The organism is Corynebacterium sp. HMSC076C10 (assembly GCF_001812455.1).
Classification (GTDB): Bacteria; Actinomycetota; Actinomycetes; order Mycobacteriales; family Mycobacteriaceae; genus Corynebacterium; species Corynebacterium jeikeium_D.
Map to the genome: position 1 here is coordinate 39,891 of NZ_KV809108.1, position 25,532 is coordinate 65,422.

General features: G+C 59.8%; 23 protein-coding genes. 18 read left to right on the forward strand and 5 right to left on the reverse strand.

All coding sequences use genetic code 11. The features are described from left to right. The first annotated feature begins 47 nt into the window (after positions 1–47). Genes HMPREF2857_RS04245 through HMPREF2857_RS04255 form a run of 3 tightly spaced genes read left to right on the forward strand, consistent with a single transcriptional unit; the run spans position 48 to position 1,959 of the window. Complete coding sequence (locus HMPREF2857_RS04245; protein WP_070642874.1) at positions 48–383, forward strand: hypothetical protein; 336 nt, start codon at positions 48–50, stop codon at positions 381–383. After that, complete coding sequence (locus HMPREF2857_RS04250; RefSeq protein ID WP_070642876.1) at positions 383–1,678, forward strand: hypothetical protein; 1,296 nt, start codon at positions 383–385, stop codon at positions 1,676–1,678. The genes HMPREF2857_RS04245 and HMPREF2857_RS04250 overlap by 1 nt, the downstream gene beginning before the upstream one ends. Further along, a complete protein-coding gene (locus HMPREF2857_RS04255; RefSeq protein ID WP_070549712.1) occupies positions 1,678–1,959 on the forward strand; it encodes a hypothetical protein in 282 nt (93 codons plus the stop codon). Before HMPREF2857_RS04250 ends, HMPREF2857_RS04255 begins: the two co-directional genes overlap by 1 nt. Positions 1,960–1,974: 15 nt before the next feature. On the opposite strand, the gene HMPREF2857_RS04260 is transcribed toward HMPREF2857_RS04255, so the two are convergent. After that, positions 1,975–2,826, reverse strand: coding sequence for a dienelactone hydrolase family protein (locus tag HMPREF2857_RS04260; protein WP_049169967.1), 852 nt, complete (start codon positions 2,824–2,826; stop codon positions 1,975–1,977). 111 nt (positions 2,827–2,937) lie between these two features. On the opposite strand from HMPREF2857_RS04260, the gene glmS reads away from it, so the two are divergent. Next, on the forward strand, positions 2,938–4,812 hold the full coding sequence (gene glmS / locus HMPREF2857_RS04265) for a glutamine--fructose-6-phosphate transaminase (isomerizing) (protein WP_005509815.1): 1,875 nt from the start codon (positions 2,938–2,940) through the stop codon (positions 4,810–4,812). On the opposite strand, the gene HMPREF2857_RS04270 is transcribed toward glmS, so the two are convergent. After that, a complete protein-coding gene (locus HMPREF2857_RS04270; RefSeq protein WP_070642878.1) occupies positions 4,795–6,147 on the reverse strand; it encodes an HNH endonuclease signature motif containing protein in 1,353 nt (450 codons plus the stop codon). The genes glmS and HMPREF2857_RS04270 overlap by 18 nt on opposite strands. A gap of 220 nt (positions 6,148–6,367) precedes the next feature. Next, a complete protein-coding gene (locus HMPREF2857_RS04275) occupies positions 6,368–7,444 on the reverse strand; it encodes an esterase/lipase family protein (RefSeq protein WP_070642880.1) in 1,077 nt (358 codons plus the stop codon). Between the two features lie 24 nt (positions 7,445–7,468). Between HMPREF2857_RS04275 and HMPREF2857_RS04280 the strand changes: the two genes are divergently transcribed. From HMPREF2857_RS04280 to groL, 10 genes are all read left to right on the forward strand, one after another. Continuing rightward, positions 7,469–9,139 carry an NAD(P)H-hydrate dehydratase gene (locus tag HMPREF2857_RS04280; RefSeq protein WP_070642882.1) on the forward strand — a complete coding sequence of 557 codons (1,671 nt, stop codon included), beginning with the start codon at positions 7,469–7,471 and terminating at the stop codon, positions 9,137–9,139. Continuing rightward, positions 9,136–10,749, forward strand: a complete 1,614-nt coding sequence (gene alr, locus HMPREF2857_RS04285) for an alanine racemase (RefSeq protein ID WP_070642884.1) — start codon at positions 9,136–9,138, stop codon at positions 10,747–10,749. The genes HMPREF2857_RS04280 and alr overlap by 4 nt, the downstream gene beginning before the upstream one ends. Before the next feature lie 30 nt (positions 10,750–10,779). Then, positions 10,780–11,430 carry a tRNA (adenosine(37)-N6)-threonylcarbamoyltransferase complex dimerization subunit type 1 TsaB gene (gene tsaB / locus HMPREF2857_RS04290; protein WP_070642886.1) on the forward strand — a complete coding sequence of 217 codons (651 nt, stop codon included), beginning with the start codon at positions 10,780–10,782 and terminating at the stop codon, positions 11,428–11,430. Further along, on the forward strand, positions 11,427–11,906 hold the full coding sequence (gene rimI, locus HMPREF2857_RS04295; RefSeq protein WP_070642887.1) for a ribosomal protein S18-alanine N-acetyltransferase: 480 nt from the start codon (positions 11,427–11,429) through the stop codon (positions 11,904–11,906). The genes tsaB and rimI overlap by 4 nt, the downstream gene beginning before the upstream one ends. A gap of 38 nt (positions 11,907–11,944) precedes the next feature. Then, positions 11,945–13,681, forward strand: coding sequence for a pyruvate dehydrogenase (locus HMPREF2857_RS04300; protein ID WP_016422112.1), 1,737 nt, complete (start codon positions 11,945–11,947; stop codon positions 13,679–13,681). A 55-nt stretch (positions 13,682–13,736) separates the two neighbouring features. Continuing rightward, on the forward strand, positions 13,737–14,165 hold the full coding sequence (locus HMPREF2857_RS04305) for a hypothetical protein (RefSeq protein ID WP_042388422.1): 429 nt from the start codon (positions 13,737–13,739) through the stop codon (positions 14,163–14,165). A 58-nt stretch (positions 14,166–14,223) separates the two neighbouring features. Next, positions 14,224–15,303, forward strand: coding sequence for a tRNA (adenosine(37)-N6)-threonylcarbamoyltransferase complex transferase subunit TsaD (gene tsaD, locus HMPREF2857_RS04310; protein WP_070642941.1), 1,080 nt, complete (start codon positions 14,224–14,226; stop codon positions 15,301–15,303). Between the two features lie 103 nt (positions 15,304–15,406). Next, positions 15,407–15,715 (forward strand): hypothetical protein, encoded by a 309-nt coding sequence (locus tag HMPREF2857_RS11300; protein ID WP_246819607.1) that lies wholly within the window; start codon positions 15,407–15,409, stop codon positions 15,713–15,715. 492 nt (positions 15,716–16,207) lie between these two features. Continuing rightward, entirely contained in the window at positions 16,208–16,507 is a 300-nt protein-coding gene (groES, locus tag HMPREF2857_RS04320; protein WP_005510054.1) for a co-chaperone GroES, read from the forward strand. Between the two features lie 19 nt (positions 16,508–16,526). Then, entirely contained in the window at positions 16,527–18,131 is a 1,605-nt protein-coding gene (groL, locus tag HMPREF2857_RS04325) for a chaperonin GroEL (RefSeq protein WP_049190355.1), read from the forward strand. Between the two features lie 119 nt (positions 18,132–18,250). Here groL and HMPREF2857_RS04330 read toward each other — a convergent pair whose 3' ends face one another. Both HMPREF2857_RS04330 and HMPREF2857_RS04335 read right to left on the reverse strand, forming a co-directional pair. After that, positions 18,251–18,574, reverse strand: coding sequence for a WhiB family transcriptional regulator (locus HMPREF2857_RS04330; RefSeq protein WP_016422117.1), 324 nt, complete (start codon positions 18,572–18,574; stop codon positions 18,251–18,253). 137 nt (positions 18,575–18,711) lie between these two features. Next, positions 18,712–19,080, reverse strand: a complete 369-nt coding sequence (locus HMPREF2857_RS04335) for a DUF5319 domain-containing protein (protein WP_038629374.1) — start codon at positions 19,078–19,080, stop codon at positions 18,712–18,714. A gap of 263 nt (positions 19,081–19,343) precedes the next feature. Here HMPREF2857_RS04335 and guaB point away from each other — a divergent pair, with 263 nt between their 5' ends. From guaB to guaA, 4 genes are all read left to right on the forward strand, one after another. After that, positions 19,344–20,873, forward strand: coding sequence for an IMP dehydrogenase (guaB, locus tag HMPREF2857_RS04340; protein WP_016422119.1), 1,530 nt, complete (start codon positions 19,344–19,346; stop codon positions 20,871–20,873). Between the two features lie 50 nt (positions 20,874–20,923). Beyond that, entirely contained in the window at positions 20,924–22,072 is a 1,149-nt protein-coding gene (locus HMPREF2857_RS04345; protein WP_016422120.1) for a GuaB3 family IMP dehydrogenase-related protein, read from the forward strand. A 119-nt stretch (positions 22,073–22,191) separates the two neighbouring features. Beyond that, entirely contained in the window at positions 22,192–23,940 is a 1,749-nt protein-coding gene (locus HMPREF2857_RS04350; RefSeq protein WP_070642889.1) for an FAD-dependent oxidoreductase, read from the forward strand. 13 nt (positions 23,941–23,953) lie between these two features. Continuing rightward, positions 23,954–25,528 (forward strand): glutamine-hydrolyzing GMP synthase, encoded by a 1,575-nt coding sequence (guaA, locus tag HMPREF2857_RS04355; RefSeq protein ID WP_070642892.1) that lies wholly within the window; start codon positions 23,954–23,956, stop codon positions 25,526–25,528. The last annotated feature ends 4 nt before the right edge of the window (positions 25,529–25,532 follow it).

Here is a 25,532-nt window from a genome sequence, read left to right on the forward strand (position 1 = left end):
CGCCTAACAGTAATAAGAACTGTTTTTCGCGGGGAAGGGGATTTTTCGTGTCCGCACGTTTTACTGGAGGCAGTGGCGGAGGCTTGCTGCACTTTTCGGAAGATGCAGTGACAGCGGCTGCCCGAGAGATCGAGCAGCGCGGCTGTGAAGGCCATGAGCGGTGGGGAAGCGCTCCTGATATTTCCGCAGCAGACTGTGGCCAGGGTTTTGCCGCCCAGGGGCGCCGTCTGCAGCAGGCGGCAGCGAGGCTGCGTGAGCACGGGCAATCGATGTACGCGGGACTTGGCAATCATGCTCCGGCAGTGCGGGAACAGTGGCGTGTCTTTGCAGGCTGTGACAGCGACGGGAGCGCCGACCTCGGTGGAATTGAGGTAGTGGACTGATGCCATGGGTTGCTCGAATTCTCCCGATATTGGTGCGTGTTATTGGCCGTGGAAGCCGTATTGGAGCCAAGCGCGGGGTTGGCGGCATCGGCAAGAATCTGCCCAAAGTCTTGGATAAGGTGCGACGCGCTGACGGCTGGAAGGGCAGCGCCCTATCCAAGTTCTCTAACTCCGTGGGGTTGATAGCCTCCGCGATAACTATTGCTATGGCTTTCGATTGGGGCGGTTTGAAAGGCGATGCCGCCGACGCCGCCAAGGAACGCTGTGATAAAGCCGCGCAGGACTGTGCGAATCAGGATGAGCAGTCCGCCAATGGCGCGCAGAGCGTCGGCGAGTGCGGCAAGAAAGTCGACGAGGTCCTTGAGGATTGCGAAAAGCAGGCCGAAGATATGGCCGAGCAAACCGACGGCGTCCTCTCTCAGTGCGAAGCGCTTGTCGACGATCCGGAGGTCGGCGCCGAAGCAGCACAAGTGGCCCAGCAGGTGTGTAACAGTCTCGTCGACTCCACTGGTCAGCTCTACGATGCTCGCAATGCCTGCATCGAGCAATGTCTTGAGCAGGCAGCGTGTGACACTGAGGCCGCGGTGGTCGCCACCCCGCCGCAGCCTCCTACTGTCCCTGCCAGTTCGGGTGCTACCTCGGCGGCCTGTGCAGAGGTGGCTGAGTCTGTGAGTGGCGAAGGAGCTACTGTAACCGGTGGCAACGGTGCTATCGCTGGTGGAATTGGGGTCGTTGCCAACGTTGATACTGGGGTAGAGGCAGGCGTTGCTGCTGGGATATCCGTTGGAGGTGCCATTGGCGCTGCCGGGGCGGCCAGTATCGCTGGAATTGCGGGGGCTGTGGGTGTTGCGGGCAGTGTCGCGTCCTCACTGCTCAACTTAGACATGTGCACGGAGACGGAAGAGCCAGTGTGCGAACAGGCACCTGCGCCAGCACCAGCACCAGCACCAGCTCCTGCGCCGGAGGACTGTGTGCCGGAACCCGAACCAGAACCCAAGCCCGAACCTGAACCCAAGCCCGAACCTGAACCCGAGCCCGAACCTGAAAATGTTCCTGAACCGCCTCCTCCAGCTGAGAAACTAAAGCACTTGGGAATCGAGCTGCCACAGGAGCCGCAAGCAGAACAGCGAGCGGAACCGCAGCCAAAACCACAAGCAGAGCCGCAGCCAGCACCAGCCCAGGATTCGGCAGCATCAGTGCAGGAATCTGCTTCCGCTGTGCCCGAGCCCCCTGAGCAGCCCAACGCCCAGGAGCTTGTGGGCGCGGTCAATTCGCCAACGGCAGGTGAGTGGTAGTGGGGAGTAAGCATGCCGCGAAATATGACCGGATTGGGCAGGACTATTACGACGCTGCTGCAATGACCAGGCAGGAGTTCGATACGGCGATACAGAGGGCACAGAAAGAATTGCAGGGTTTGGAGGAGCGTCGTAAAGCACGCGAAATTAAGGAGAGGGAGGTGGCGGCGGGCGTCGAAAAGCAACAAAAAACCGCCCGACCGAAGGGAACCGTTACGCGGTTGTTCGGGCGGGCGGGGAAAGGGACGCCGACGGTGAAGTCGATTCGGGGCGTGTCCTGAAGCGTGGCCTAGTGACTACTTGCCGGGAATCAGCGAGTGCTCCGGGTTTTCCGGCAGCTCCTTGATGAGCCACTCCATGTCGCGGTTAGTTGTGCCCTTGATAGTGGCGGTCGGGTCTGCGAAATCCGAGTACTTCTTGTCGTCACCGACCGTGGCCAGCAGGAAGCCTGTGAGTGCGGCGCGCGCGACCTCCTGGTACTTCACCTTGGAGGAAGAGAAGCCCGCTAGACGACGGAGAAGAGTTGTTTCCGAGAAGCTGCCCTGGTCAGCCTTGTCTACTTCGCGGTAAACGACATCGCCCTTCCACTGAACAGCCAGGCGAGCTGGGTTGCCGCGATCGAGCCACTGATCCTCGCCAGGGGCCAGGACGAGGCCCGGGGCCGAGACATTAGTTGCAGCGGCGCTGGAGGAAGGCGCGGTAGTTGCGGGGAAGACGCAGCCAACGCCGGAGATGAGGTCGTGACCAGCGGCGGCGAGGACGGCTACGCCAGCGCCCATGCCGTGGCCGGCAACGCCGAGTTTCTTCGGGTGGACGACGACCTTGCCCTCTCCGAGGCGGACACCAGCGAGAATCTGGAGCGCTGTCTCCAAATCGTTGGCGAGACCACGGTGATCTGCCACGATGCCATTTTCGGTGTCCGGAGCAGCGACCGCGATGCCCCACGAAGCTAGGTGACGCAGCGTGGCGTGGTACTCCTCAATCGGTGTGCGCCAATCGTGTGCGAAGGCGATACCGGGGATGCCATTGCCCTCGGCAGGCGTGTAGACCTTTCCCGGCAGGCCAGTAAAAGCGAGATCACCGACCATGACGCGGTGCGGTCCACGCTTGGAAAGATTAGATGTCAGAGTCTTCAAGTTGTCAGCCACAGTGAATAGCTTAACTATAAGGTGCATACCTTTGCTGAAAAAGTGCCAGGATGAGCGAGAATGTCTATTTCGTTATGACGATTTTCCGCTTCGCGGGTTATTCTGTAGGACATGTGTGGAATCGTTGGATATGTGGGCCATCAGCCCGCCCTGGATATTGCTGTCGATGCGCTACGACGCATGGAATACCGTGGCTATGACTCCGCGGGGGTTGCCATTGTCGACAATCAGGGGCATATCACTGTAGAGAAGAAGGCCGGTAAACTCGCCAACCTCGAGGCTGCCCTTGATGCGGATGGGCGCGACAAAATCACTGGAACCACCGGAATTGGGCACACCCGCTGGGCTACCCACGGTCGCCCAATTGATGAGAATGCCCACCCACACCAGTCCTATGACGGCAAGGTGGCTATCGTCCACAACGGCATTATCGAGAACTTTGCTCCGCTACGTCAGGAGCTGGAGGATGCCGGCATTGAGCTGAAGTCCGAAACCGACTCCGAGGTCGCCGCGCACATGCTCGCCCGTGCCCTGGACGGTTCCGACGGCGGATCTACCGCTGGTGATTTCGAGGCCTCTGCGCTGTCCGTGCTCAACCGCCTCGAGGGTGCTTTTACGCTGCTGTTTACTCATGCAGACCACCCGGATCGCATCATCGCTGCTCGTCGCTCCACTCCGCTGATTGTCGGGGTGGGCGAAAACGAAATGTTCCTCGGCTCCGATGTTGCGGCTTTCATCGCGCACACCCGCGAGGCCGTGGAGCTGGGGCAGGACAACGTCGTCATCATCACCGCAGATGACTACCGCATTCTGGATTTCGCCGGCAACGAGCAGCAGGGTCGACCATTCACCATCGACTGGGATCTCGCCGCAGCCGAAAAGGGTGGCTATGACTCCTTCATGATGAAGGAAATCCACGAGCAGGCTGCCGCCGTCCGCGATACGTTGGCCGGTCACCTCGTTGACGGCCGCATCGTTCTCGACGAGTCTCGCCTGAGTGACCAAGATCTGCGTGACATCGAGAAGGTCTTCGTCGTCGCCTGTGGTACCGCATACCACTCTGGTTTGTTGGCCAAGTACGCCATTGAACACTGGGTTCGCATCCCGGTCGAGATTGAGGTCGCGTCCGAGTTCCGCTACCGCGATCCGGTGCTGGACCGCCAGACGCTGGTGGTCGCTATTTCGCAGTCGGGTGAGACTGCGGACACCCTTGAGGCCGTGCGACACGCAAAGAGCCAGGGCGCCCGCGTGCTGGCTGTCTGTAACACCAACGGTGCACAGATTCCGCGTGAGTCTGACGCCGTGCTCTACACGCACGCCGGCCCGGAGATCGGTGTTGCTGCAACCAAGTCGTTCCTGGCGCAGGTTGCCGCAAACTACTTGGTCGGATTGGCTCTGGCCCAGGCACGCGGCACTAAGTACCCGGATGAGGTCACTCGCGAGTTTGAAGAGCTGGAGACCATCCCGGCACTGATTGACAAGGTCGTCGCTAAGGGCGATGAGTTCATCGACATGGCCAAGGAAATCGGTGCTATTCCGACGATGCTCTTCCTCGGCCGTCACGTTGGTTTCCCAGTCGCACTTGAGGGTGCGCTGAAGCTCAAGGAGCTTGCCTACATTCACGCAGAGGGGTTCCCGGCAGGCGAGCTCAAGCATGGCCCAATTGCACTCATCGAGGATGATCTTCCGGTCGTCGTCGTAGTGCCATCGCCGAAGGGGCGCGCCGTGCTGCACTCCAAGATTGTCTCCAACATCCAGGAGATTCGAGCCCGAGGTGCCAAGACCATCGTGATTGCCGAAGAAGGGGATCAGTCGGTGGTTCCTTTTGCGAACTACCTGATTGAAATCCCGGAGACGTCCACGCTGCTCCAGCCGCTGTTGTCTACGATTCCGATGCAGTTCCTGGCAGCTGAGATCGCTCGCCAGTGCGGTAACGAGGACATCGATAAGCCGCGCAACCTGGCTAAGTCAGTCACCGTCGAGTAGTTCGTCCTGCTTTCGTCGGTACTGCTCAATCTCCGCATCGAGTTCTTCATCCGTGAGGGACTCGATGCGTTTTTCTTCCTCCTCTGTTAGCTCCCAGACCTCGTCAGGTACGTCGCAAAATGACAACATCCAATCGAGGTTGCGTTTCTGAATCGTCTTCATCTTCCGTGTCACGCGCTGATGAAAAGTTTGCTTGCCGACGTTCTTTAGCGGCCCAACCGGAACGCTAGTCGCGGTGTCTCCATCACGGGAAGTCCACACTTCTGTTCCGTCGGGGTACCTGTCGATGTCCCAGCCCTCGTGCGTTTTTAGGTTGTGGTGTCGGCGGCAGAGACAGTGCAGATTCTCCGTGTCAGTTGGCCCGCCCTGCTTGGGATTGTCGTGGTTGTACGGCTGAATATGGTCCAGGTCGCACTTGGCTGCCGGGACGTCGCAGCCGGGGAAGCGGCAGGTACCGTCACGCCCACGGACGCGAGCCACCTGGCTCTCGGTGGGGCGGTAACCATCCACCTTGCTATCGGCGGAGATACGGATGTGAGTTGCGCGAGCAATCCATTCTTCGGTGGCTACCTCGCTCAACCAGCCGACGCCATCAATCCATGCTGGCCCACCGCCGACCTCGCGGTAGACATTGATGACAATCTCGGCATTGGTCGAATTCTGTGCCAGCTGTAGTAGCGCTTCCGCCTGCGTGCACTGTTCACCGCGATTGATTGCGGTGTTGCGAATCCCCTGGATTCTTGCCATGAGCTCGGTCGCGCGGTCGTTTTCAAGGATTGCTGTGACCTTTTTGTGCTTGCCATCGCCCGTGTCGGCGAGTGCGACCGCTTCGCCTTCTGGAACCCGTTGGGTGCCGTCGTTGCGGGCGCAGTCGTTGTACTCAGAAACCAAGTCGCCGATTAGACGAGACAGCGTGTAGACACCAACCATTGCTTGTCGAGGTCGCGTCGGAGTGAGCATTTCCAAAAGATGGGGCTCTACCGTGTCGAACTGATCTGGTGACAGCCCGGCAACGCCATTGGCGATGGCGCGGAGATGGGCTAACGAGAAACAGAAGGTGGATTCGATGAGAGCCCGGACTTTTGGTAGGCGTTCGAACATCAGCGCAATTTCGCACAGCGTAGAACACTTGCCGCGGCTAAGGCCGGTTCGAATGCTTATGCGGGCAAGATGGTGATTGACATCGACCTCGTCACCGGGAGCGCAGATATCGATGAGTTGAAGGTCTGCGGCGTTGATGGCACGGGCCGCGATGCTAATCGGGTCGTCGGATTGCTGGTTGGCCCATGAGGGCTTTTGACCTGGTGCTGGAAGTTCTGTGGGCGGCGATGACATTGGTTATCCCCCCTGATTACTACGTGTCCGCCGGAGAATTGAAGATTGTGTTCTGTGGTGGAGAGAAGCGTGGTGGAGGCTGTTTCAACCAGTCCCGCCGACTTCTGTGCACCAGACAAAGAACTTTCGCTTACAAATTTTCCCTACAACCCAAATCGTACACCTGTTTGAAAAACTGTCAATAGAATTCTGGAAATACGTTCTAAAATTCTGTGCTGAATTAGATCCGGTCCCTCCGTCCGAGACCCCACCGCCCGAGACTCCGCCGCCCGAGACCTGTCGGCAGAGCGCCGTACATAGGCAGGACTCGCTGTCGCGGATGATGCGGGACATCACCAGCTTCAGCGCCATCCAGTTCCTCCAAGAACTCGTGAATGCGTTCGAGAGTATTGGGGGAGTAGAGCAGTGCGAGGTGATCAGACCAGTCGCCACCGCCAGTGGCATTGTTGACGTTCGTAATGTGGTGACCCTCTTGTTCGGGCAAAAAGGCGCCGGTCCACGGGCGAACCACGGTGTCGAAAGGGGTGCCGATATTCAGGTAGTGCGGACCACGTCGGGTAATGCCACGCGCTGCGCGGTTCAGAGTCGCAATGTAGTCAGAGTCCAGCAGCTGTTGAATGCAGGCACGGCCGACAAGGCGGTCGACGAGTTTGTGCATCGGTAGGCCGCATCGCTCAAGGGCACTGAGCCTTCGGCGCATGCCCCACGCAGTAGTGCCTCGGTGGTTTCCCGCAAGAGAGATGACTGCCCGCACGGGGCTGTTGTCGGAGGCGTACTGCTCGGCTGCTTCTTCGTTGAGGCCACGGTTCAGAGCTTCGTCGTAAAGCGAATCGATGCTCGCGTTGGCGTAGCTGCGGCAGTGTAGACCGCCCTGGGAATGACCGATGAGGTCGATGCGGGGTAGGGAGAGATGGGCACGGAAGCGGTCGAGAAGGTCGGTGACTTCAGCGAGCGCATCGCTCAAATCGGTGGTGGCTTTGACGCTACGGAGACGGCTGACCAGCGCGGCGGGGTCGGAGCCGTAATCGAGTGAGAATACGGGGCGATTCCGGGCGAGGAACGGCCCCAACATGGCGAAGGAGTTGAACGAGTTCATCCAGGTGCCGTGAACCAGGACAATTGGTGTGCGACCGTTGTATCTGTCCAGTTCAGGAGTGACTTTGCCGTCGAGGATTTCGCGAACGTCCTGCACGCCGTGGGGGATCCATTCGGGATGATGCAACGAGCGCAGGTATGCCTGCGGAAAGGCGCGCAGTAGAGGGCCGAAAACTCGCGTGCTCGGGGAGTAGTCATCCATAGGGGCTAATCGTAGGCTGGGGTTATGACGTACTGCTACACAGCTGCCGAAATTCGCGTCGCGGAACAGCCCTATCTGGATGCACAAACGCGTGACGACGAACTCATGCGCCACGCAGCCGCCGCTGTGTCGGAGGTGGCGGATCGGATGCTCTCAGAGGCATCTCCGGAGCCTGGTCGCGGTCGCGTGCTGCTGTTGGTTGGATCGGGAGGCAATGGTGGCGATGCACTCTATGCTGGCCGAAACTTGTCCTCGGATGGGCATGGCGTGGATGCGGTTTTGCTGGGCTCGAAGCCGCATGAACGGGCGCTGAAAGCTTTTGAACTCGCAGGTGGGCGGGTGCTGCCGTTGGGGTGTGACCGGGAGACGGATTTATCGAAGATTCTGTGGTCGATTAGTGAAGACTACGCACTGATCATCGACGGCATCGTGGGGCTCGGAGGTCACGGCGCGCTGCGTGAAGAGGCCGCGTGGTTGGTGCGCGAAGCGCGGTTGGGCAAAGTTCCCATTCTCGCGGTTGATGTGCCGAGCGGCGTAGAAGCCGATACTGGGCGTACTTTTGACCCGTCTGCCCAGACCATCAATCCAGACCCTGATCTGGAGGAAGGACAGAGCCCGTACCTGCCATCCCACGTCGAGGCCACGACAACGGTGACTTTCGGCGGTCTGCGCTACGCGCACTCGCTGTCCGAATCCTGTGGCACCGTCGAATTACATGAAATTTCCCTCGACTCCTTCTCCCTCGAACTTCCAGGACTGGGGCAGACGCTCTATGAAAACGGTACCTACAATGCCGTCCACCACCAGACTCCGACCGTGGAGTTCTACGAAGCCCTAGGCGGGAGCTTTCCGGCACCACTTGGCGCGATGACCCCGCTCGAACCCGGTGCTGCAGACCACAAGTACTCCACTGGAGTTACAGGAATCGCCGCTGGTAGCGAGGCGTATCCCGGCGCAGGTCAGCTGTGCGCCACCGCTGCCGTGCATGCGACCAGTCCCGCGGTCATCTATGTCGGCGACGCGGCCGCACGCAACCGCATCACCGCAGCCTTGCCGACGGTCATTGCGCAGCAGGACTCGGTGGATCGCAAAGAGGTACGCGTCGATGCCTGGGTCGTCGGTCCCGGTCGGGGCACTGATGAGAAAGCCGCCGAGGAACTGCGAGACATTCTGGCCACTGACAAACCAGTGGTCATCGACGCTGACGCACTGACACTGCTGTCGAAGCATGAGGACATCCGACAGCTCATTCGTGAGCGCGGCCAGGAGCGCAACCTGCGCACTGTTCTCACGCCGCACGCCGGTGAATTCGAGCGCCTGACCGGGCACGAGGTCACTAACCCCATCGCAGACGCCCGTGAACTTGCCGAGCAGTTCTCCTGCGAAGTGTTGCTCAAGGGGCGCCGTACCGTGATTGCCAATCCGGCAACGCAGCGCACAGTCGTGGTTGACGCGGGTAGCTCCTGGGCAGCCACGCCGGGCTCTGGCGATGTACTGTCCGGGCTCCTCGGTGCCTGGGTAGCGCGTGGCGAAGCCCTCTATGTACCAGCAATTATTCATGCGCGCGCCGCATTTTTGGCCGCGCAGACAGAGTTCGGACCAGCACCCTGCAGCGCCCAGGACATCGCCGAATCCATCCGAGATGCCACCGCATGGTTCACCAACGAAGGCAGCAGTGGCAAAATACGGCTATGACTTCCTCGGCACCAGCCATCCTGACCCATACCGTTAATCTCGACGCGATCACCCACAATGTGAAGACCGTCAAGGCCATCGCAGGGGTGTCGGAATTCATGGCCGTCGTCAAGGCGGACGGCTACTCGCAGGGTGCGCTGCAGACCGCGCGTGCCGCGCTGGCCGGCGGGGCAACACAACTCGGTGTCGCAACAATCGACGAGGCGCTCTCCCTCCGCGAGGAACTCCGCACCACGCTTGACGACGGCCACACCATCCCCATCCTCGCCTGGATCTGGGACGCAGCAGCCACCTCGTTGGTGCAGCGCGCTGTGGCTGCAGATATTGACCTCGGTCTGCCGTCGATGGCGCATGCGCTGGCCGTGGCCAATGCCGGGCGGGCGCTGTCGGTGACACCACGTGTGACGGTGATGGTCGATACGGGTTTGGGCCGCTCGGGATTCTCTATGGCCAATGGGGACTTTGAGCATGCGGTCGCTCAGCTGGTTGAGCTGCACAAGATCGGTGCTCTGAACGTCACCGGTGCTTTCACGCACTTTGCGTGCGCGGATGAGCCGGGCCACGAGAGCGTCGATAAGCAGGCACAGAATTTCCGTGCTGCGATTGCGGCACTGCGTGAGGCGGGGCTGGACGAGCTGATTAACCATGCGGCGAATTCGCCGGCATCGTTGTCGCGTCCGGACCTGGCCTTCGACATGGTGCGCCCGGGTCTGGCGATTTATGGTGGGGAGCCAATTGTGGGTGCCACCCATGGATTGCGTCCGGCGATGCGGTGGGAAGCGTCGGTCATATTGGTCAAAAAGCTACCGGAGGGGCAGTCGGTGTCCTACGGCCAGACGTGGACAGCTGACCGCGACACCACCATCGGCATCGTGCCCTGCGGCTACGCCGACGGTATGATGCGCTCGGCATCCGGGCGTTTCGAGGTCAGTATCAATGGCACACGCTACCCGCAGGTAGGACGGGTGTGTATGGATCAATTCGTCGTCGACCTGGGGCCCGACACCGATGTCGAGGCCGGCGACACTGCGGTTATCGTCGGTGACCCCACACTGGGGGAGCCCGGTCTCGATGACCTCGCGGAGGCATCCGGCACCATTAACTATGAAATCCTCACCGCGCCGAAGGGGCGTAGCGAGCGAAAGTGGGTGCGCAGCCGGCTCGCGCCAACCGCAGAGGACATGCGTGACCTCGGCGAGGAGATTGGCCGGGAGTTGGCAGCTGGGGATCTGGTGATTCTCGATGGCCCACTCGGCGCGGGCAAAACGACCCTCACGCAGGGCATCGCCCGTGGCATGAACGTGCGCGGTCGCGTGACGTCGCCGACGTTCACCATCGCCCGCGAGCACCGTCCGCTTGCAACCGACGGCGTCACCCTCATCCACGTCGACGCCTATCGACTCTTTGGCGAAGAGGGCCCCGGCTCCGATGGCGAGGCCTTCGATGCGCTGGACTCGCTCGATTTGGATACCGACCTTGAGGACAGCGTCGTGGTCGCCGAGTGGGGAATGGGGCTCGCCGAGGTGCTCTCCGAGCGCTATCTGCAGGTGAGCATCGATCGTTCGCGTGACGACGATGCCCGCGTCGTCACCTGGAAGTGGAGCAAGTAGCTTCAAGTCGGTTCAAGTAGGTTACTGAGTATGAACATTTTGGCCGTTGACACATCGACTCCACAGGTCACCGCGGGAATTGTCCGCGATGGTGAAACCGTGGCCGAGCAGCTGCACCTGGATGCCCGCGCGCACAACGAGGTGCTGGTACCACTGATTCAGCAGTGCCTCGCCGACAGTGGCGTGGCCGCGACCGAACTAGACGCCGTGGTTGTCGGCTGTGGTCCGGGGCCGTTTACGGGCTTGCGCGTTGGTATGGCCACCGCAGCCTCCTTCGCCGACGCTCTGGGAATTCCCTGCTACGGCATCTGCAGCCTGGATGTGCTCGCGGGTGGCGTTGGCGATGAACTGGTCGTCACCGATGCCCGCCGCCGCGAGGTGTACTTCGCCGCCTACCGCGATGGCCAGCGGGTTTTCGGTCCGGCAGTGGCCAAGCCAGCCGACGTCATGGAGCTGCTCAAGGAAGAACTTGCAGCAGAAGCCGCCGACTTCGCGCCGAGCCAGGCCCGCGGCAGTCTCAGCCACATCGAGCAAATTGCCGGGCTTGAGGTTGCTGCCGAACAAGTCTTTCCCACTCCGACAGCCATGGTTGAAGCGGTCGACTTTGACTCCGCGCCGGGCCCACTGGTGCCGCTGTACTTGCGCCGTCCGGATGCCGTTGTCCCGAAGGCTATGAGATGAGCGTCGTCAAGCTAGTGCGTCTCGGGCCTCCTGCGGCCAAGGCGTGTGCGGCGATTGAGGCGGAGCTGTTTGCCGGCGACGATCCCTGGCCGGAATCGGCCTTTATGGCAGAGCTGGCCGCGCCGAACAATTTCTACGTCGGGCTGATCGCAGAGGCGGACGGGGACGAAGAACTGTGCGGCTATGCGGGGATTACCAAGCTGGGGCCTGCGGGGGCCGCCGAATACGAGATTCACACCATCGGGGTGGGGCAGAAGTGGCAGCGCCGGGGCTTTGGGGCGCAGCTGATGGACGCGCTGATGGCAGCTGTGGAGGAGGATCCGGGCCCGGTGTTTTTGGAAGTTCGCACAGATAACGAACCCGCAATCGCCATGTATCGGCGCTATGACTTCGAGAATATGGGGCTGCGAAAGAACTATTATCCGGGCTCTGGGGCGGATGCGTACACGATGTGTCGGCCTGAGTTGGCCAGCTAGATGTTGACGTATTGACTAATCTGCGTTAAACCAGGCACATGGCTAAAACCTTTGCAAAACAGCTCGTAGAAACCCTAGAGAAGCAGGGTGTCAAGCGAATCTTCGGACTCGTTGGAGATAGTTTGAACCCCATTGTCGACGCTGTGCGCGAGTCCTCCATTGAGTGGGTGCACGTTCGCAACGAAGAGGCTGCCGCCTTCGCCGCCGGCGCGGAGTCCCTGGTCACCGGCGAATTAGCAGTGTGTGCGGCCTCCTGCGGCCCGGGTAATACCCACCTCATTCAGGGCCTGTATGACTCCCACCGCAACGGCGCAAAGGTGCTGGCGCTGGCATCGCACATTCCTTCCCGCCAGATTGGCTCGAACTTCTTCCAGGAGACCCATCCGGAGTTCATCTTCAACGAGTGCTCCGGTTACTGCGAGATGGTCAACTCCGCTGAGCAGGGTGGCGTCGTTTTGCATCACGCTATCCAGTCGACCATGACTGGCCACGGTGTTTCCGTGCTGGTTCTGCCGGGCGACATTACAACGCATGAAGTGGAAAATGATGAGTTCGTCACCTCCACAATCAGCAGCGGTCGCCCAGTCGTATTCCCTGACGCCGGCCAGGCCGCCGCGCTTGCCGACGCAATCAACGAGGCTAAAACCGTCACGCTTTTCTGTGGCGCAGGTGTGAAGGACGCCCGCGAACAGGTGCTCAAGCTTGCGGAGAAGATTAAGTCGCCGGTGGGACATGCGCTGGGTGGCAAGATGTACATCCAGTACGACAACCCCTATGACGTCGGTATGTCCGGCCTGCTGGGCTACGGCGCCTGCCACGATGCCTCCAACGATGCTGATCTGTTGATTCTGCTCGGTACTGACTTCCCCTACAACGACTTCCTGCCGACTAAGAACGTCGCACAGGTCGATATCGATGGTCGTGCCATCGGTCGTCGTACCACGGTGAAGTACCCAGTCGTCGGCGATGTGGCTGCCACGATCGAAACCATCCTGCCGCACCTGGATGAAAAGACCGACCGTTCCTTCCTGGACAAGCAGCTGCGGAACCACGAGCGCCTGCTCAGCCACGTCATCGAGGCATACACCCACGACGTTGAGAACATGCGCCCGATTCACCCGGAGTATGTGGCCGACCTGATTGATAAGTACGCCGATGACGATGCCGTCTTCACCGTCGATACCGGCATGGGCAATGTCTGGGCTGCGCGCTACGTCACGCCGAATGGCAAGCGAGAGCAGATTGGTTCCTTCCGTCACGGCACTATGGCCAACGCACTGTCGCAGGCCATTGGTGTGCAGGCTGCTGACCGGGACCGTCAGGTCATTACCTTCAACGGTGACGGTGGCCTGTCAATGCTGCTCGGTGAGCTCATCACCGTGAAGCAGGAGCAGCTACCCATCAAGATGTTTGTGTTCAACAACTCCTCGCTCGGCATGGTCAAGCTGGAAATGCTGGTTCAGGGGCTGCCGGAGCACGAGACCGATCACGACGCAGTGGACTACGCCGGAGTCGCAGAGTCGTTGGGTATCAAGGCCATCCGAATTGAAGATCCGGCCGATGCGCCTCGCCTGATTCAGGAGGCGCTGGCATACGACGGCCCGGTGTTGGTGGACATGATCACCGACCCGAATGCCCTGTCCATCCCGGCAAACATCACCTGGGACATGCTGATGGGATTCTCCAAGGCCGCTACTCGCACCGTCTTCGGCGGCGGCGTTGGTCAGATGATCAACATGGCACGGTCGAACCTCCGCAACATCCCGCGGCCATAGTGGGGGTAGCGCTCTCGAGATGCGGGAGCGGGTGCGGTGCGGTACCTCTGTTTCCATGATTAAAGGTTTTCTGGTGAACCCTGACCTGACGCATCGCATCGTCGAATTTGAGTTGGAGGCCGCTGCTACATTCCTCGGCGGAGTTTCCTCCGACCGTGTTTCGGTGGCGTTTCAGGAAGACGGCGCCGATTACGCCGCTCTCTACAACCCGACGGCCAAGGCTGAGGGCGCTGAACCGAATCCGGTCGCGTCCCTCGGCCGCAATGAGGCTGCTACGGGCAACTCGGCTTTCTTTACCGACCCCACCACCGCAATTTGCGGAACGGTCGTATTTGTCGACGCCGAGGGCAAGGATATCGGCGACGAGGAAATCGAGCGTATTAAGCACGGTATGCGCGCCGTGCGTCACTACCGCGATGACTACCCAGAGGAATACGCTCTCTGGCGTGCCGCTGTGCGGAACCTCGGTCGCCTCGAAATTTAAACTCGGTCGCTGGTAAGTGACCCGGTGGTGCGCTAGTACCATGACTGCTATGACCGAGTTGACCCTGCTGGCAATCGAGAGTTCCTGCGATGAGACTGGCGCTGCAGTGATGCGTGTGCGCTACGACGACACCGACACCAGCACCCCCGCCATTCCCGAGGTGGAAGTGCTTGCCGACGTCGTCGCATCCTCCATGGAACAGCACGCCCGCTTCGGTGGTGTGGTCCCGGAGATTGCTTCCCGCGCTCATTTGGAAGCCCTGCAGCCAGTAGTCTCCGAGGCGCGCGCGCAAGCAGCTGCCAAGCTCGGTACCGATACTTTTATCCCAGATGCCGTCGCCGCTACCGTGGGACCCGGTCTCGCCGGTGCGCTGCTGGTCGGTTCGGCAGGCGCGAAGGCTTATGCCGCCGCCTGGGGTGTGCCTTTCTACGGCATTAATCACCTTGGTGGCCACGTTGCTGTCGGAGCTCTCGACGGCGCGGATTTGTCCAACGCCGTGGCGCTGCTAGTTTCCGGCGGGCACACGCAGTTGCTGCGCGTACAGGGGGTTGGTCGTCCGATGGAGGAGCTCGGATCGACGCTTGACGACGCAGCCGGAGAGGCATACGACAAGGTTTCGAGGTTGCTTGGGTTGGGTTACCCGGGCGGCCCGATTATCGATAAGTTGGCTAAGCAGGGAAATCGCAAGGCCATCGCGTTTCCTCGCGCCATGATGCGCCAGCAGGATGCGCGCCATGACTTCTCCTTCTCCGGCTTGAAAACCGCCGTGGCCCGCTATGTCGAAGCGGCAGAGAAGGAAGGTCGTGAATACTCCGTAGAGGACGTCTGTGCTTCCTTCCAGGAGGCGGTCTGCGATGTATTGACCAAGAAGGCCGTTCGCGCAGCTCAGGATGTGGGGGCCACTACGCTGCTGCTCGGTGGTGGTGTGGCTGCGAACTCGAGGTTGCGTGAACTCGCAGCGGCGCGAGCTACCTCGGCAGGAATTACGCTGCATGTGCCACCGATTAAGCTGTGCACCGACAACGGAGTCATGATTGGCGCAGCTGCCGCCTACCTCATTGCCGCGGGGGTCAAGCCCTCTGGCTACGCCTGCCCGACCGACCCCTCCATGCCTGTGGAAGATCCTCTAATGCAATAAGCAGTGATTGCCCCCCGGATCCATGTTAAGTTTCGTTAACTGACTTTGACTTGTTTCTCTGCCATGGATCGCAGGACAATTACAGGAAAGCGCTTGCCCAAAAATGAGTAAAGACTACAGCGAGTGGGAACTTCAGCCATCCGATAATTCGCATAATCAGACTGAGCTGTTTGCGCCGCAGGGTGAACTGCAAACAACGCAAGCACCGCAAGTTGAACTCCAGCGCGGTCGTGGTCGGGGAGTGTTATGGGCAGTCGTCGCGCTGTTGCTTGTGGTGATCGTCGCTGTGGCAGCGGTGCTTTACCTAGTTGCGAGTGGTCGAGGTGAGCAATGGTTTGGTGCAGGTGCCAAGGATGAAGTAACGCCGAAGCTCACTGTTACTGCGACTGCGACAGAGACCGTGAAGGTGTAGTCGCCGGAGAAAACCAAGACGAGGGAAACCACGAGTACGGCTACGCCCGATCATCCGATCAGTGGGGATTGCGAGGCATCGGCGTTCCCGACTACGGAGGAAAACTTTACGATCGTCGCCTGTGACGGATGGTGGGCGCTGGGTGGGCGCGCAAACAGTGGTGGACTGGCGGTTTACCAATGGGACGAAGGTGCCTGGCAAAGGAGGGAGCCAGACAGTAACTACACAACCGGTTCTGGTGGCCCGTGCTTTAGCGATGAGTACATCAAGGAACACGGAATGACGGTTACTGTGTTCGGTCGTATGGCGTGTAACCCCGACAAGCTGACCAATTAGCATTAGCGCTCACTATTGTTGAGTGTTAGCACTTGCAGGGGTAGAGTGCTAACGAAGGTTGTTTGACACACAGTTGTTCACCCGCGACGACGGCTGTGCACGGCAGACCAACCGGCACAAGAACATCACATCACCGCATGTATGGAGGAATTCATCGTGGCGAACGTCAACATCAAGCCGCTGGAGGACCGCGTCCTCGTCCAGATCAACGAAGCAGAGACCACCACGGCTTCTGGCCTGGTTATCCCGGACTCCGCTAAGGAGAAGCCGCAGGAGGCTACCGTTATCGCAGTTGGTCCGGGTCGTTGGGCCGATGACGATGACCGCATTCCTATGGACGTCAAGGAGGGTGACATCGTCATCTTCTCCAAGTACGGCGGCACTGAGCTGAAGTACCAGGGCGAAGAGTACCTGCTGCTGTCGCAGCGTGACATCCTGGCTGTTATCGAGAACTAAAGGGAGGACGTACCCACACATGGCGAAGCTTATTGCTTTTAACGAAGAGGCTCGCGAAGGCCTCAAGCGCGGTGTGGACACGCTTGCCGACGCAGTCAAGGTCACGCTTGGCCCGAAGGGTCGCAACGTTGTCCTGGACAAGGCCTTCGGCGGTCCGCTGGTCACCAATGATGGTGTGACCATCGCCCGCGACATCGACGTTGAGGATCCGTTTGAGAACCTCGGCGCGCAGTTGGTTAAGTCCGTTGCGGTCAAGACCAATGACGTTGCCGGTGACGGTACTACTACCGCAACGCTGCTGGCACAGGCGCTGGTCCACGAGGGTCTGCGCAACGTTGCAGCCGGCGCAAACCCGATTTCGCTGAACCGCGGTATTCACGCTGCATCCGACAAGGCAGTTGAGCTGCTGAAGCAGCGCGCCACCCCGGTCAGCAGCTCTGCTGCCATCGCACAGGTGGCAACCGTTTCCTCGCGCGACACTGAAATTGGTGACCTGGTTGCAGGTGCCATGGACAAGGTTGGCAAGGACGGCGTCGTCTCTGTGGAGGAGTCGCAGTCGATTGCCACCGAGCTGTCCGTGACCGAGGGCGTGTCCTTCAACAAGGGCTTCCTCTCGCCGTACTTCATTACCGACGTTGAGGCTCAGCAGGCGATTCTCGACGGTGCACAGGTGCTGCTGGTCCGTGAGAAGATTTCCTCCCTGCCGGAGTTCCTGCCGATTCTGGAGAAGATTGCCGAGTCCGGCAAGCCGACTCTGATTATGGCTGAGGATATCGAGGGCGAGGCGCTGTCCGCACTGGTCATCAACGCTATGCGCAAGACCTTGAAGGTTGCCGCAGTGAAGGCACCGTACTTCGGTGACCGTCGTAAGGCGTTCATGGATGACCTGGCAGTTGTCACCGGTGCAACCGTCGTTACGGCTGACACTGGCATGCAGCTGAAGGACGTTGGACTTGAGGTGCTGGGTAACGCACGCCGTATCACCATTACCAAGGACGAGACCGTTCTGGTTGACGGTGCCGGCACCGCTGAGGCTGTGGAAGAGCGTCGTAACCAGATTCGTGCCGAGATTGAGCGCACTGACTCGGACTGGGACCGCGAGAAGCTGGAAGAGCGTCTGGCGAAGCTCTCTGGCGGCGTGGCTGTCATTAAGGTCGGCGCTGCTACCGAGACCGAGGTCAACGAGCGCAAGCTGCGTGTCGAGGACGCCATTAACGCTGCTCGTGCGGCAGCTCAGGAAGGCGTCATCGCCGGTGGCGGTTCCGTACTGGTGCAGATCTCCCGTGAACTCGAGGCATTCGCTGACGAGTTCGAGGGCGACGAGGCAGTCGGTGTCCGTGCAGTTGCCAAGGCTCTGACCCGTCCGGCTTTCTGGATTGCTGAGAATGCTGGTAAGGACGGCGCTGTCGTTGTCTACCACATTGGTGAGCTGGAGAACGGCAACGGCTACAACGCTGCTACTGACACTTACGAGAACCTGATTGAGTCCGGCGTCATTGACCCGGTCAAGGTCACTCACTCCGCAGTCGTCAACGCAACCTCCGTGGCGCGTATGCTGCTGACCACTGAGGCTTCCGTTGTGGATAAGCCGGAAGAGGAACCAGAGCACGATCACGCTCACTAATCGCAAGTGAGCTAGTGCCCGGGCCTTTGGCACGTAAAATGCTCCCCACCTTTCAATCTGAGGGTGGGGAGCATTTTGGTTTTTATGTGAACTGGCTGGAGTCCGAGAGAGGAGAGGGACTACATGGCAGTGACTAGAACGCGTTCAAGTTCGCGTTCACGTGCGGCCGGCTTAGCTCGAAGGATTTCATTTCGTTCAGATTCGCTGAGACCGCCCCAGACACCGTATGGCTCACCAACCTTGAGTGCGTGACTACGGCACTGCATAAGAACAGGGCAAGAACGGCAGATAGCCTTCGCACGGGCTTCACGCAGGCTGCGTGCGCGTCCGCGCTCGCCTTCCGGGTGGAAGAAGGTCGCGGAGTCCTGCCCGCGGCACGAGCCGTGCAGCTGCCAATCCCACAAATCCGCATTGGGCCCGGGCAAGTGGTCGATGTACGTCATCGGAATTGATGTCTCCTTCATTGAGCTTTCTTGAAGCAGTGAGCTCAAGTGTGGAGGCCAACAATGAACGGTTGGTAAACCTAAGGAGGCCAGCCGGGATACTACGCAAACAATTCCGTCAAACTCTTACCAAATTTTTAGAAACGGCCAGGTCGTCGAGAACGCAAACCGTCGACAAAGCCTGCGCAGTAGTCCCATGGGGCGTAACGGGAGGGGTCTGGATCGAATTGTGGCTCGTGAACCGGAGATGCCTGTCCAGACAGGAGCATCAGGTAGTGGTTTTCCAAAACCTCCCAGTTGTAAAAGTGCTCGTCACCGCAGTCCTCACACAACATACAGACGCCCAGTAATCCCTCTGGGCTCAAAGCGGTACGGAATAGGCGAACTGCGGCCAGATCTTCAAGAACCTCTCGACGTTCCTGGTCTGTCAGTGGAGCAAACGGCTCATCCGGCTCGAGAAAGCTTGCCGGGTCATTGGGATCTCCTTCGAACGGATCCCGCGGCATGGATGAGAAAAAGTTGTGGTTCACAACCACTACCGTAACAGCTCTGTACGGCAATCCTGTCGATTGGCGATGCACTTAGTTGGGGTTTAGTTCACCTTGGAATAACCCTCAGCTAGCTTTCGGCTAACCCTTGTCGGGCACCTGTCGCTCCGCCTAATTGTCGCGTTTCATCACTGAAGGACTACCCTGTATATAACGTTTGGCAACCACGAAGCGATAGCGCCCCTGGCCGGATGTCGGCAAGGGTGGAGCAGGAGGAGTCCATGACCAACCCCACGGGAATTAGCCTCGGCGGAGACAATCCCAACAAGATTCCACTAGTCGGCCTTACATTCGATGACGTCCTGCTGCTGCCGGATGCTTCGGACGTTATCCCCTCCGGCGTTGATACTTCGACGCAGCTCACTCGTGAGCTGCGTCTGAACATTCCGGTTGTGTCCGCTGCTATGGACACCGTCACCGAGGCCCGCATGGCTGTTGCCATGGCCCGCCAGGGCGGTATGGGTATCCTGCACCGCAACCTGTCTATCGAGGAGCAGGCTCAGCAGGTCGAGATTGTGAAGCGCTCTGAGGCTGGCATGGTGTCCGACCCGGTGACCTGTTCCCCGGATGACACCATCGCCGAAGTAGATGCCAAGTGCGCTCGTTACCGCATCTCGGGCCTGCCGGTCGTCGACAAGGACGGCAAGCTGGTCGGTATCTGCACCAACCGCGACATGCGTTTTGAGGCAGACCTGAACCGCAAGGTTTCCGAAATCATGACCCCGATGCCGCTGGTCGTGGCTGAGCAGGGTGTGTCTGGCGATGCGGCGCTGAACCTGCTGCGCGCTCACAAGGTGGAGAAGCTGCCGATCGTCGATGGCGAAGGCCGCCTGACTGGTCTGATTACCGTCAAGGACTTCGTCAAGAAGGATCAGTACCCGAATGCTTCCAAGGATGGTTCCGGCCGTCTGCTGGTCGGTGCTGGCATCGGTACCGGCGAGGACTCCTGGAAGCGCGCGCACGCATTGGCTGACGCAGGCGTAGACGTGCTCGTTGTTGATACCGCTCACGCCCACAACTCAGGTGTACTTGAGATGGTCTCCCGCGTTAAGAAGGAATTCGGCGAGAACATCCAGATTATCGGCGGCAACCTGGCTACCCGTGGCGCTGCACAGGCCATGATTGACGCGGGTGCAGATGCCATCAAGGTCGGTATCGGCCCAGGCTCGATTTGCACCACTCGCGTTGTCGCAGGTGTGGGCGCCCCGCAGATCACCGCCATCATGGAAGCCTCTGTCGCAGCTAAGAAGGCTGGCGTTCCGATTATCGCCGATGGCGGTATGCAGTTCTCCGGCGACATCGCCAAGGCTCTGGCAGCCGGTGCATCCTCCGTCATGCTCGGTTCGATGCTGGCCGGTACCGCTGAGGCTCCGGGTGAGGTCACCTTCGTCAACGGCAAGCAGTACAAGATGTACCGTGGCATGGGCTCGCTGGGTGCTATGCAGGGCCGCGGCCTGACCGGTGAGAAGCGCTCCTACTCCAAGGACCGCTACTTCCAGGCTGATGTCAAGAGCGAAGAGAAGCTGGTTCCGGAAGGCATTGAGGGTCGTGTTCCGTTCCGCGGCAGTATCGACTCCATCGTTCACCAGCTGGTCGGTGGTCTGCGCGCAGCTATGGGCTACACCGGTTCCGCTACCGTCGAGCAGCTGCACGACGCACAGTTCGTCCAGATCACCGCTGCAGGCCTGCGCGAGTCGCACCCGCACGATATCCAGATGACTGTCGAAGCGCCGAACTACTACCAGCGCTAAACTGGCTTAGTCGAGTTAAATTCCACGGAAAGGGCATGTGAGGAAAGCTCATGCGCGACATCGTTGAAATCGGTATTGGCCGCGAGGCACGCCGGACCTACGAGTTGGACGATATTGCACTCGTTCCCACTCGGCGTACCCGGTCGTCCAAGGACGTCGATACCTCCTGGCGAATTGACGCCTACGATTTCGAACTCCCGATGATGATGCATCCGACAGATGCCATCGCCAGCCCGGAATCCGTCGCTGAGTTTGCTCGCCTGGGCGGTTTGGCGGTTCTCAACGCCGAGGGTATCTGGGCCCGTCACGCCGATGCGCAGGACAAGATCGCCGAGCTGGTGGAGTTGGCAAAGAATGCCGCCACCAAGCGTGAATCCGAGGCAGTGAACCGCAAGCTGCAGGAACTGCACTCTGCTCCAATTGATACTGACCTGTTGGTTGAGCGCATCAAGGAGATTCGCGCAACCGGCGCGATCACTGCAGTTCGTGTCTCCCCGCAGCATGCCCGTGAGCTGGCTCCGCTGGCTATCAAGGCCGGCATCGACTTGTTGGTTATCCAGGGCACGCTGATTTCCGCAGAGCATGTCACGGCTCAGGGTGAACCACTAAACCTCAAGGACTTCATCGGCAGCCTGGACGTTCCAGTTATCGCCGGTGGCGTTGTCGACTACCAGACTGCGCTGCATCTGATGCGTTCAGGTGCCGCTGGTGTGATTGTCGGTACGGGCTTTACGACGTCCCCGGATGCGCTCGGTATCGATGTGCCAATGGCTACCGCTATTGCGGATGCTGCAGCTGCCCGTAAGGACTACCTCGATGAGACCGAGGGGCGCTACGTCCACATCATTGCCGATGGCGGCATTGATACCGTCGGTGACATTGCCAAGGCAATCGCCTGCGGTGCGGATGCTGTGGCACTGTCCAGTGTGCTGGCAACCGTCCACGAAGCTCCGGGGCAGGGCTACGCCTGGCCGTCTGTTGCGGCACATCCGAAGTACCCGCGCGGTGCGGTGTGGCCGGTCGTCGACGATGAGAAGGAATTGGTCAGCCTGGAAGAGGCTCTGTTTGGCCCTTCCGCTTCGCCGTTCGGTGACCGCAATCTCGCCGGTGGCCTGCGTCGCGCAATGGCCAAGTGCGGCTTTACCAACCTGAAGTCCTTCCACCGCGTTGAGCTGTCGGTACGTCCAAAGGGTTTTTAATTAAAGTAATCGGATAGTTTTTTCGCAAAACTACCTTACTGAAAAGCCACCTCCGCTTAGGGTTAGGAACATGAGTTCCGCGCATTAGCGTTACGCCCTTAGAGAAGGTGGCTTTTCCCATGAGTAAACAACGTGATTTCGATGTTGTAATCGTCGGTTCCGGTTTCGGTGGTTCTGTTTCTGCTTTGCGGTTGACTGAAAAGGGCTACCGAGTGGCAGTTCTCGAAGCTGGTCGACGGTTCGAAGATAAAGACTTTGCCAAGACCAGCTGGCGGCTTCACAAGTACCTGTGGGCTCCTAAGCTGGGACTCTTTGGTGTCCAGCGTGTGCACATGTTGAAAGATGTCATGATTCTCGCTGGTGCCGGCGTCGGCGGTGGTTCTCTTAACTACGCAAACACTCTGTATAAGCCGGGCACCGAGTACTTCCAGCACCGTCAGTGGGGGCACATTACCGACTGGGAGTCAGAACTCACTCCGCACTATGACAATGCATCTCGCATGCTCGGGGTGGTCACCAACCCATCCGACACGCCTGCCGACGTTGTCATGCGTGAGGTAGCCGAAGATATGGGTGTGGGCCATACTTTCCGCTCGACTCCGGTGGGTGTGTTCTTTGGCGCCAAGACCGGTGGTCAGGGTACGCCGGGGCAAACAGTTTCCGATCCTTACTTCGGGGGGATTGGCCCGGACCGTACTGCTTGTACGGAATGTGGTGAGTGCATGACTGGTTGCCGTCACAATGCTAAGAACACCCTGGTTAAGAACTACCTCTACTTGGCGGAGAAGTTTGGTGCGCAGGTCTTTGACCGCACTACCGTTACCGGTCTGCATCCTCAGGCTGATGGCTCCTGGGTTATTGACACTGAGCGCACTGGTCGTTGGGTAGCTAAGGGCAAGCAGCAGTTTAGCGCTAAGCGCGTCATTCTCGCCGCCGGTGCCTGGGGCACCCAGAATTTGCTGCATCGCCAGCAGGCCGATGGGCACTTGCCGCTGCTGCCGAAGTCTTTGGGCAAGCTGACCCGCACTAACTCCGAGGCTATTTTGGGCGCGATGGGTACGAAGGTGGACCCGGAAAATGACTTCTCTAACGGTGTAGCCATCACTTCGTCATTCTTCCCAGATGAGGACACCCATATCGAGCCAGTGCGCTATGGCAAGGGTTCTAATGCCATCGCAATGCTGCAGATGATTATGACCGAAGGAGGTCGTGCAACTCCGCGTTGGCTGCAGGCTGTGGGAACCGTCGTAAAGCATCCTAACTACCTGACGCAGCTCGTGAATCTGCGTAAGTGGTCGCAGCGCACCGTGATTTCTCTGGTGATGCAGAATCGCGACAACTCGATTACGACGTACCTGCAAAAGATCGGGCCGGTGCGTTTCCTGATGAGTAAGCAGGGCGAGGGCGAGCCGAATCCGACGTGGATTCCGTCGGGTAACGAAGCTACGCAACGTGCGGCGGACAAGCTCAGTGCACGTGGTCGGAATGGTCGTGTGCTGGCTGGGGGCACTATCGGTGAGTTGGCAAACATTCCTTTGACAGCTCACTTCATTGGCGGCGCAACGATTTCAGATTCACCCGAAAACGGCGTTGTTGATCCGTACTTGCGTGTGTGGGGTTACCCGACGCTCTCGATTCACGACGGTTCGGCGATGGCAGCCAACCCGGGAGTGAACCCGTCACTGTCGATTTCCGCGAATGCGGAGCGTGCAACGTCGCTGTGGCCGAATAAGGGTGAGGAAGATCAGCGTCCGGCGCAGGGTGAGTCCTACGTGCGCCTGGATCCGATTGCTCCGGTGAACCCGGCTGTGCCGGAAGATGCTCCGGCTGCACTGAACCTGGGTATGCCTGCAGTCCGTAAGTCTTGATAAGCTTTAGGGCGTGTCTGAACAGGTGACTAAGCCCGTCCTCGTCGTGGACTTCGGTGCGCAGTATGCGCAGCTCATCGCGCGACGTGTGCGCGAGGCAAAAATTTATTCCGAAGTGGTCTCGCATGATGCGACGACCGAAGAAATTAAGGCCAAGAACCCGGCTGCGCTGGTGCTGTCCGGCGGCCCGTCCAGTGCCTACGCCGAAGGTGCCCCGAAGCTCAACCCAGAGTGGCTTGAGCTGGGCATTCCGGTGTTTGGTATTTGCTACGGCTTCCAGGCGATGACTGAGGTGCTCGGCGGCACGATTGCTGCTACCGGTGACCGTGAGTACGGCCGCACGCAGCTGAACGTCGTCGACGGTGGCGGTGTCGCTCACACTGGTGTGCCGGAGACACACGAGGTGTGGATGAGCCACGGTGACGCGGTGTCTAAGGCACCGGAGGGCTTCACCGTTACGGCGTCCACCAAGGGTGCTCCGGTAGCGGCTTTCGAGTGCTTGGAAAAGCGCATGGCCGGTGTGCAGTACCACCCGGAGGTCAACCACTCGCCGTATGGTCAGCAGGTTCTGGAGAAGTTCCTGTATGAGATTGCTGGCCTGGAGCCGGACTGGACTGCCGCTAACATCGCGGAAGAGCTGATTGAGCAGGTCCGTAATCAGGTCGGTGAGACCGGTCGCGCAATTTGCGGTCTGTCTGGCGGCGTTGACTCCGCAGTTGCCGCCGCGCTTGTGCAACGCGCTATTGGTGACCGTCTGACCTGTGTCTTCGTCGACCATGGGCTGCTGCGCCAGGGCGAGCGCGAGCAGGTTGAGAAGGATTTCGTTGCCGCAACTGGTGCGAAGCTGATTACCGTCGACGATTCCAAGGTCTTCCTGGATGCTCTGGCTGGTATCACCGATCCGGAGACCAAGCGTAAGACCATCGGCCGTGAGTTCATCCGCTCCTTCGAGCGCGCTGTCGCACAGGCGCTGGAGGGCGCTCCGGAGGGCGAGACCGTGGACTTCCTGGTCCAGGGCACCCTGTACCCGGATGTGGTTGAGTCCGGTGGCGGTTCTGGTACCGCCAACATTAAGAGCCACCACAACGTCGGCGGTCTGCCGGATGACGTTGAGTTCACCCTCGTTGAGCCACTGCGCCTGCTGTTTAAGGACGAGGTCCGTGCGGTCGGTCGCGAACTGGGGCTGCCGGAAGAAATCGTCGCTCGCCAGCCGTTCCCGGGTCCGGGTCTTGGTATCCGCATCATCGGCGCTGTCGATAAGGAGCGTCTGGATACCCTCCGCCGCGCCGACGCCATTGCACGCGAGGAAATGACGGCCGCAGGTATGGACGAGGTTGTCTGGCAGTGCCCGGTCGTCCTGCTTGCCGACGTCCGCTCGGTTGGTGTCCAGGGTGATGGTCGTACTTATGGCCACCCAATCGTGCTGCGCCCGGTTTCCTCTGAGGATGCGATGACCGCTGACTGGACTCGTGTTCCCTACGATACGCTGGAGAAAATCTCCACCCGTATTACCAACGAGGTGCCAGAGGTCAACCGAGTGGTCCTGGATGTGACCTCCAAACCACCGGGAACCATTGAGTGGGAGTAAGCCA

Excerpts from the sequence above, each read along its gene's own strand:
- HMPREF2857_RS04270 (WP_070642878.1), bottom strand. The coding sequence starts at position 6,147 with ATGTCATCGCCGCCCACAGAACTTCCAGCACCAGGTCAAAAGCCCTCA.
- HMPREF2857_RS04275 (WP_070642880.1), bottom strand. The coding sequence starts at position 7,444 with ATGGATGACTACTCCCCGAGCACGCGAGTTTTCGGCCCTCTACTGCGC.
- HMPREF2857_RS04250 (WP_070642876.1), top strand. The coding sequence starts at position 383 with ATGCCATGGGTTGCTCGAATTCTCCCGATATTGGTGCGTGTTATTGGC.
- HMPREF2857_RS04300 (WP_016422112.1), top strand. The coding sequence starts at position 11,945 with ATGGCTAAAACCTTTGCAAAACAGCTCGTAGAAACCCTAGAGAAGCAG.
- HMPREF2857_RS04305 (WP_042388422.1), top strand. The coding sequence starts at position 13,737 with ATGATTAAAGGTTTTCTGGTGAACCCTGACCTGACGCATCGCATCGTC.
- HMPREF2857_RS04330 (WP_016422117.1), bottom strand. The coding sequence starts at position 18,574 with ATGACGTACATCGACCACTTGCCCGGGCCCAATGCGGATTTGTGGGAT.
- HMPREF2857_RS04335 (WP_038629374.1), bottom strand. The coding sequence starts at position 19,080 with ATGCCGCGGGATCCGTTCGAAGGAGATCCCAATGACCCGGCAAGCTTT.
- HMPREF2857_RS04350 (WP_070642889.1), top strand. The coding sequence starts at position 22,192 with ATGAGTAAACAACGTGATTTCGATGTTGTAATCGTCGGTTCCGGTTTC.
- rimI (WP_070642887.1), top strand. The coding sequence starts at position 11,427 with ATGAGCGTCGTCAAGCTAGTGCGTCTCGGGCCTCCTGCGGCCAAGGCG.
- guaB (WP_016422119.1), top strand. The coding sequence starts at position 19,344 with ATGACCAACCCCACGGGAATTAGCCTCGGCGGAGACAATCCCAACAAG.
- alr (WP_070642884.1), top strand. The coding sequence starts at position 9,136 with ATGACTTCCTCGGCACCAGCCATCCTGACCCATACCGTTAATCTCGAC.
- HMPREF2857_RS04280 (WP_070642882.1), top strand. The coding sequence starts at position 7,469 with ATGACGTACTGCTACACAGCTGCCGAAATTCGCGTCGCGGAACAGCCC.
- groL (WP_049190355.1), top strand. The coding sequence starts at position 16,527 with ATGGCGAAGCTTATTGCTTTTAACGAAGAGGCTCGCGAAGGCCTCAAG.
- glmS (WP_005509815.1), top strand. The coding sequence starts at position 2,938 with ATGTGTGGAATCGTTGGATATGTGGGCCATCAGCCCGCCCTGGATATT.
- HMPREF2857_RS04345 (WP_016422120.1), top strand. The coding sequence starts at position 20,924 with ATGCGCGACATCGTTGAAATCGGTATTGGCCGCGAGGCACGCCGGACC.
- tsaB (WP_070642886.1), top strand. The coding sequence starts at position 10,780 with ATGAACATTTTGGCCGTTGACACATCGACTCCACAGGTCACCGCGGGA.
- HMPREF2857_RS11300 (WP_246819607.1), top strand. The coding sequence starts at position 15,407 with ATGAGTAAAGACTACAGCGAGTGGGAACTTCAGCCATCCGATAATTCG.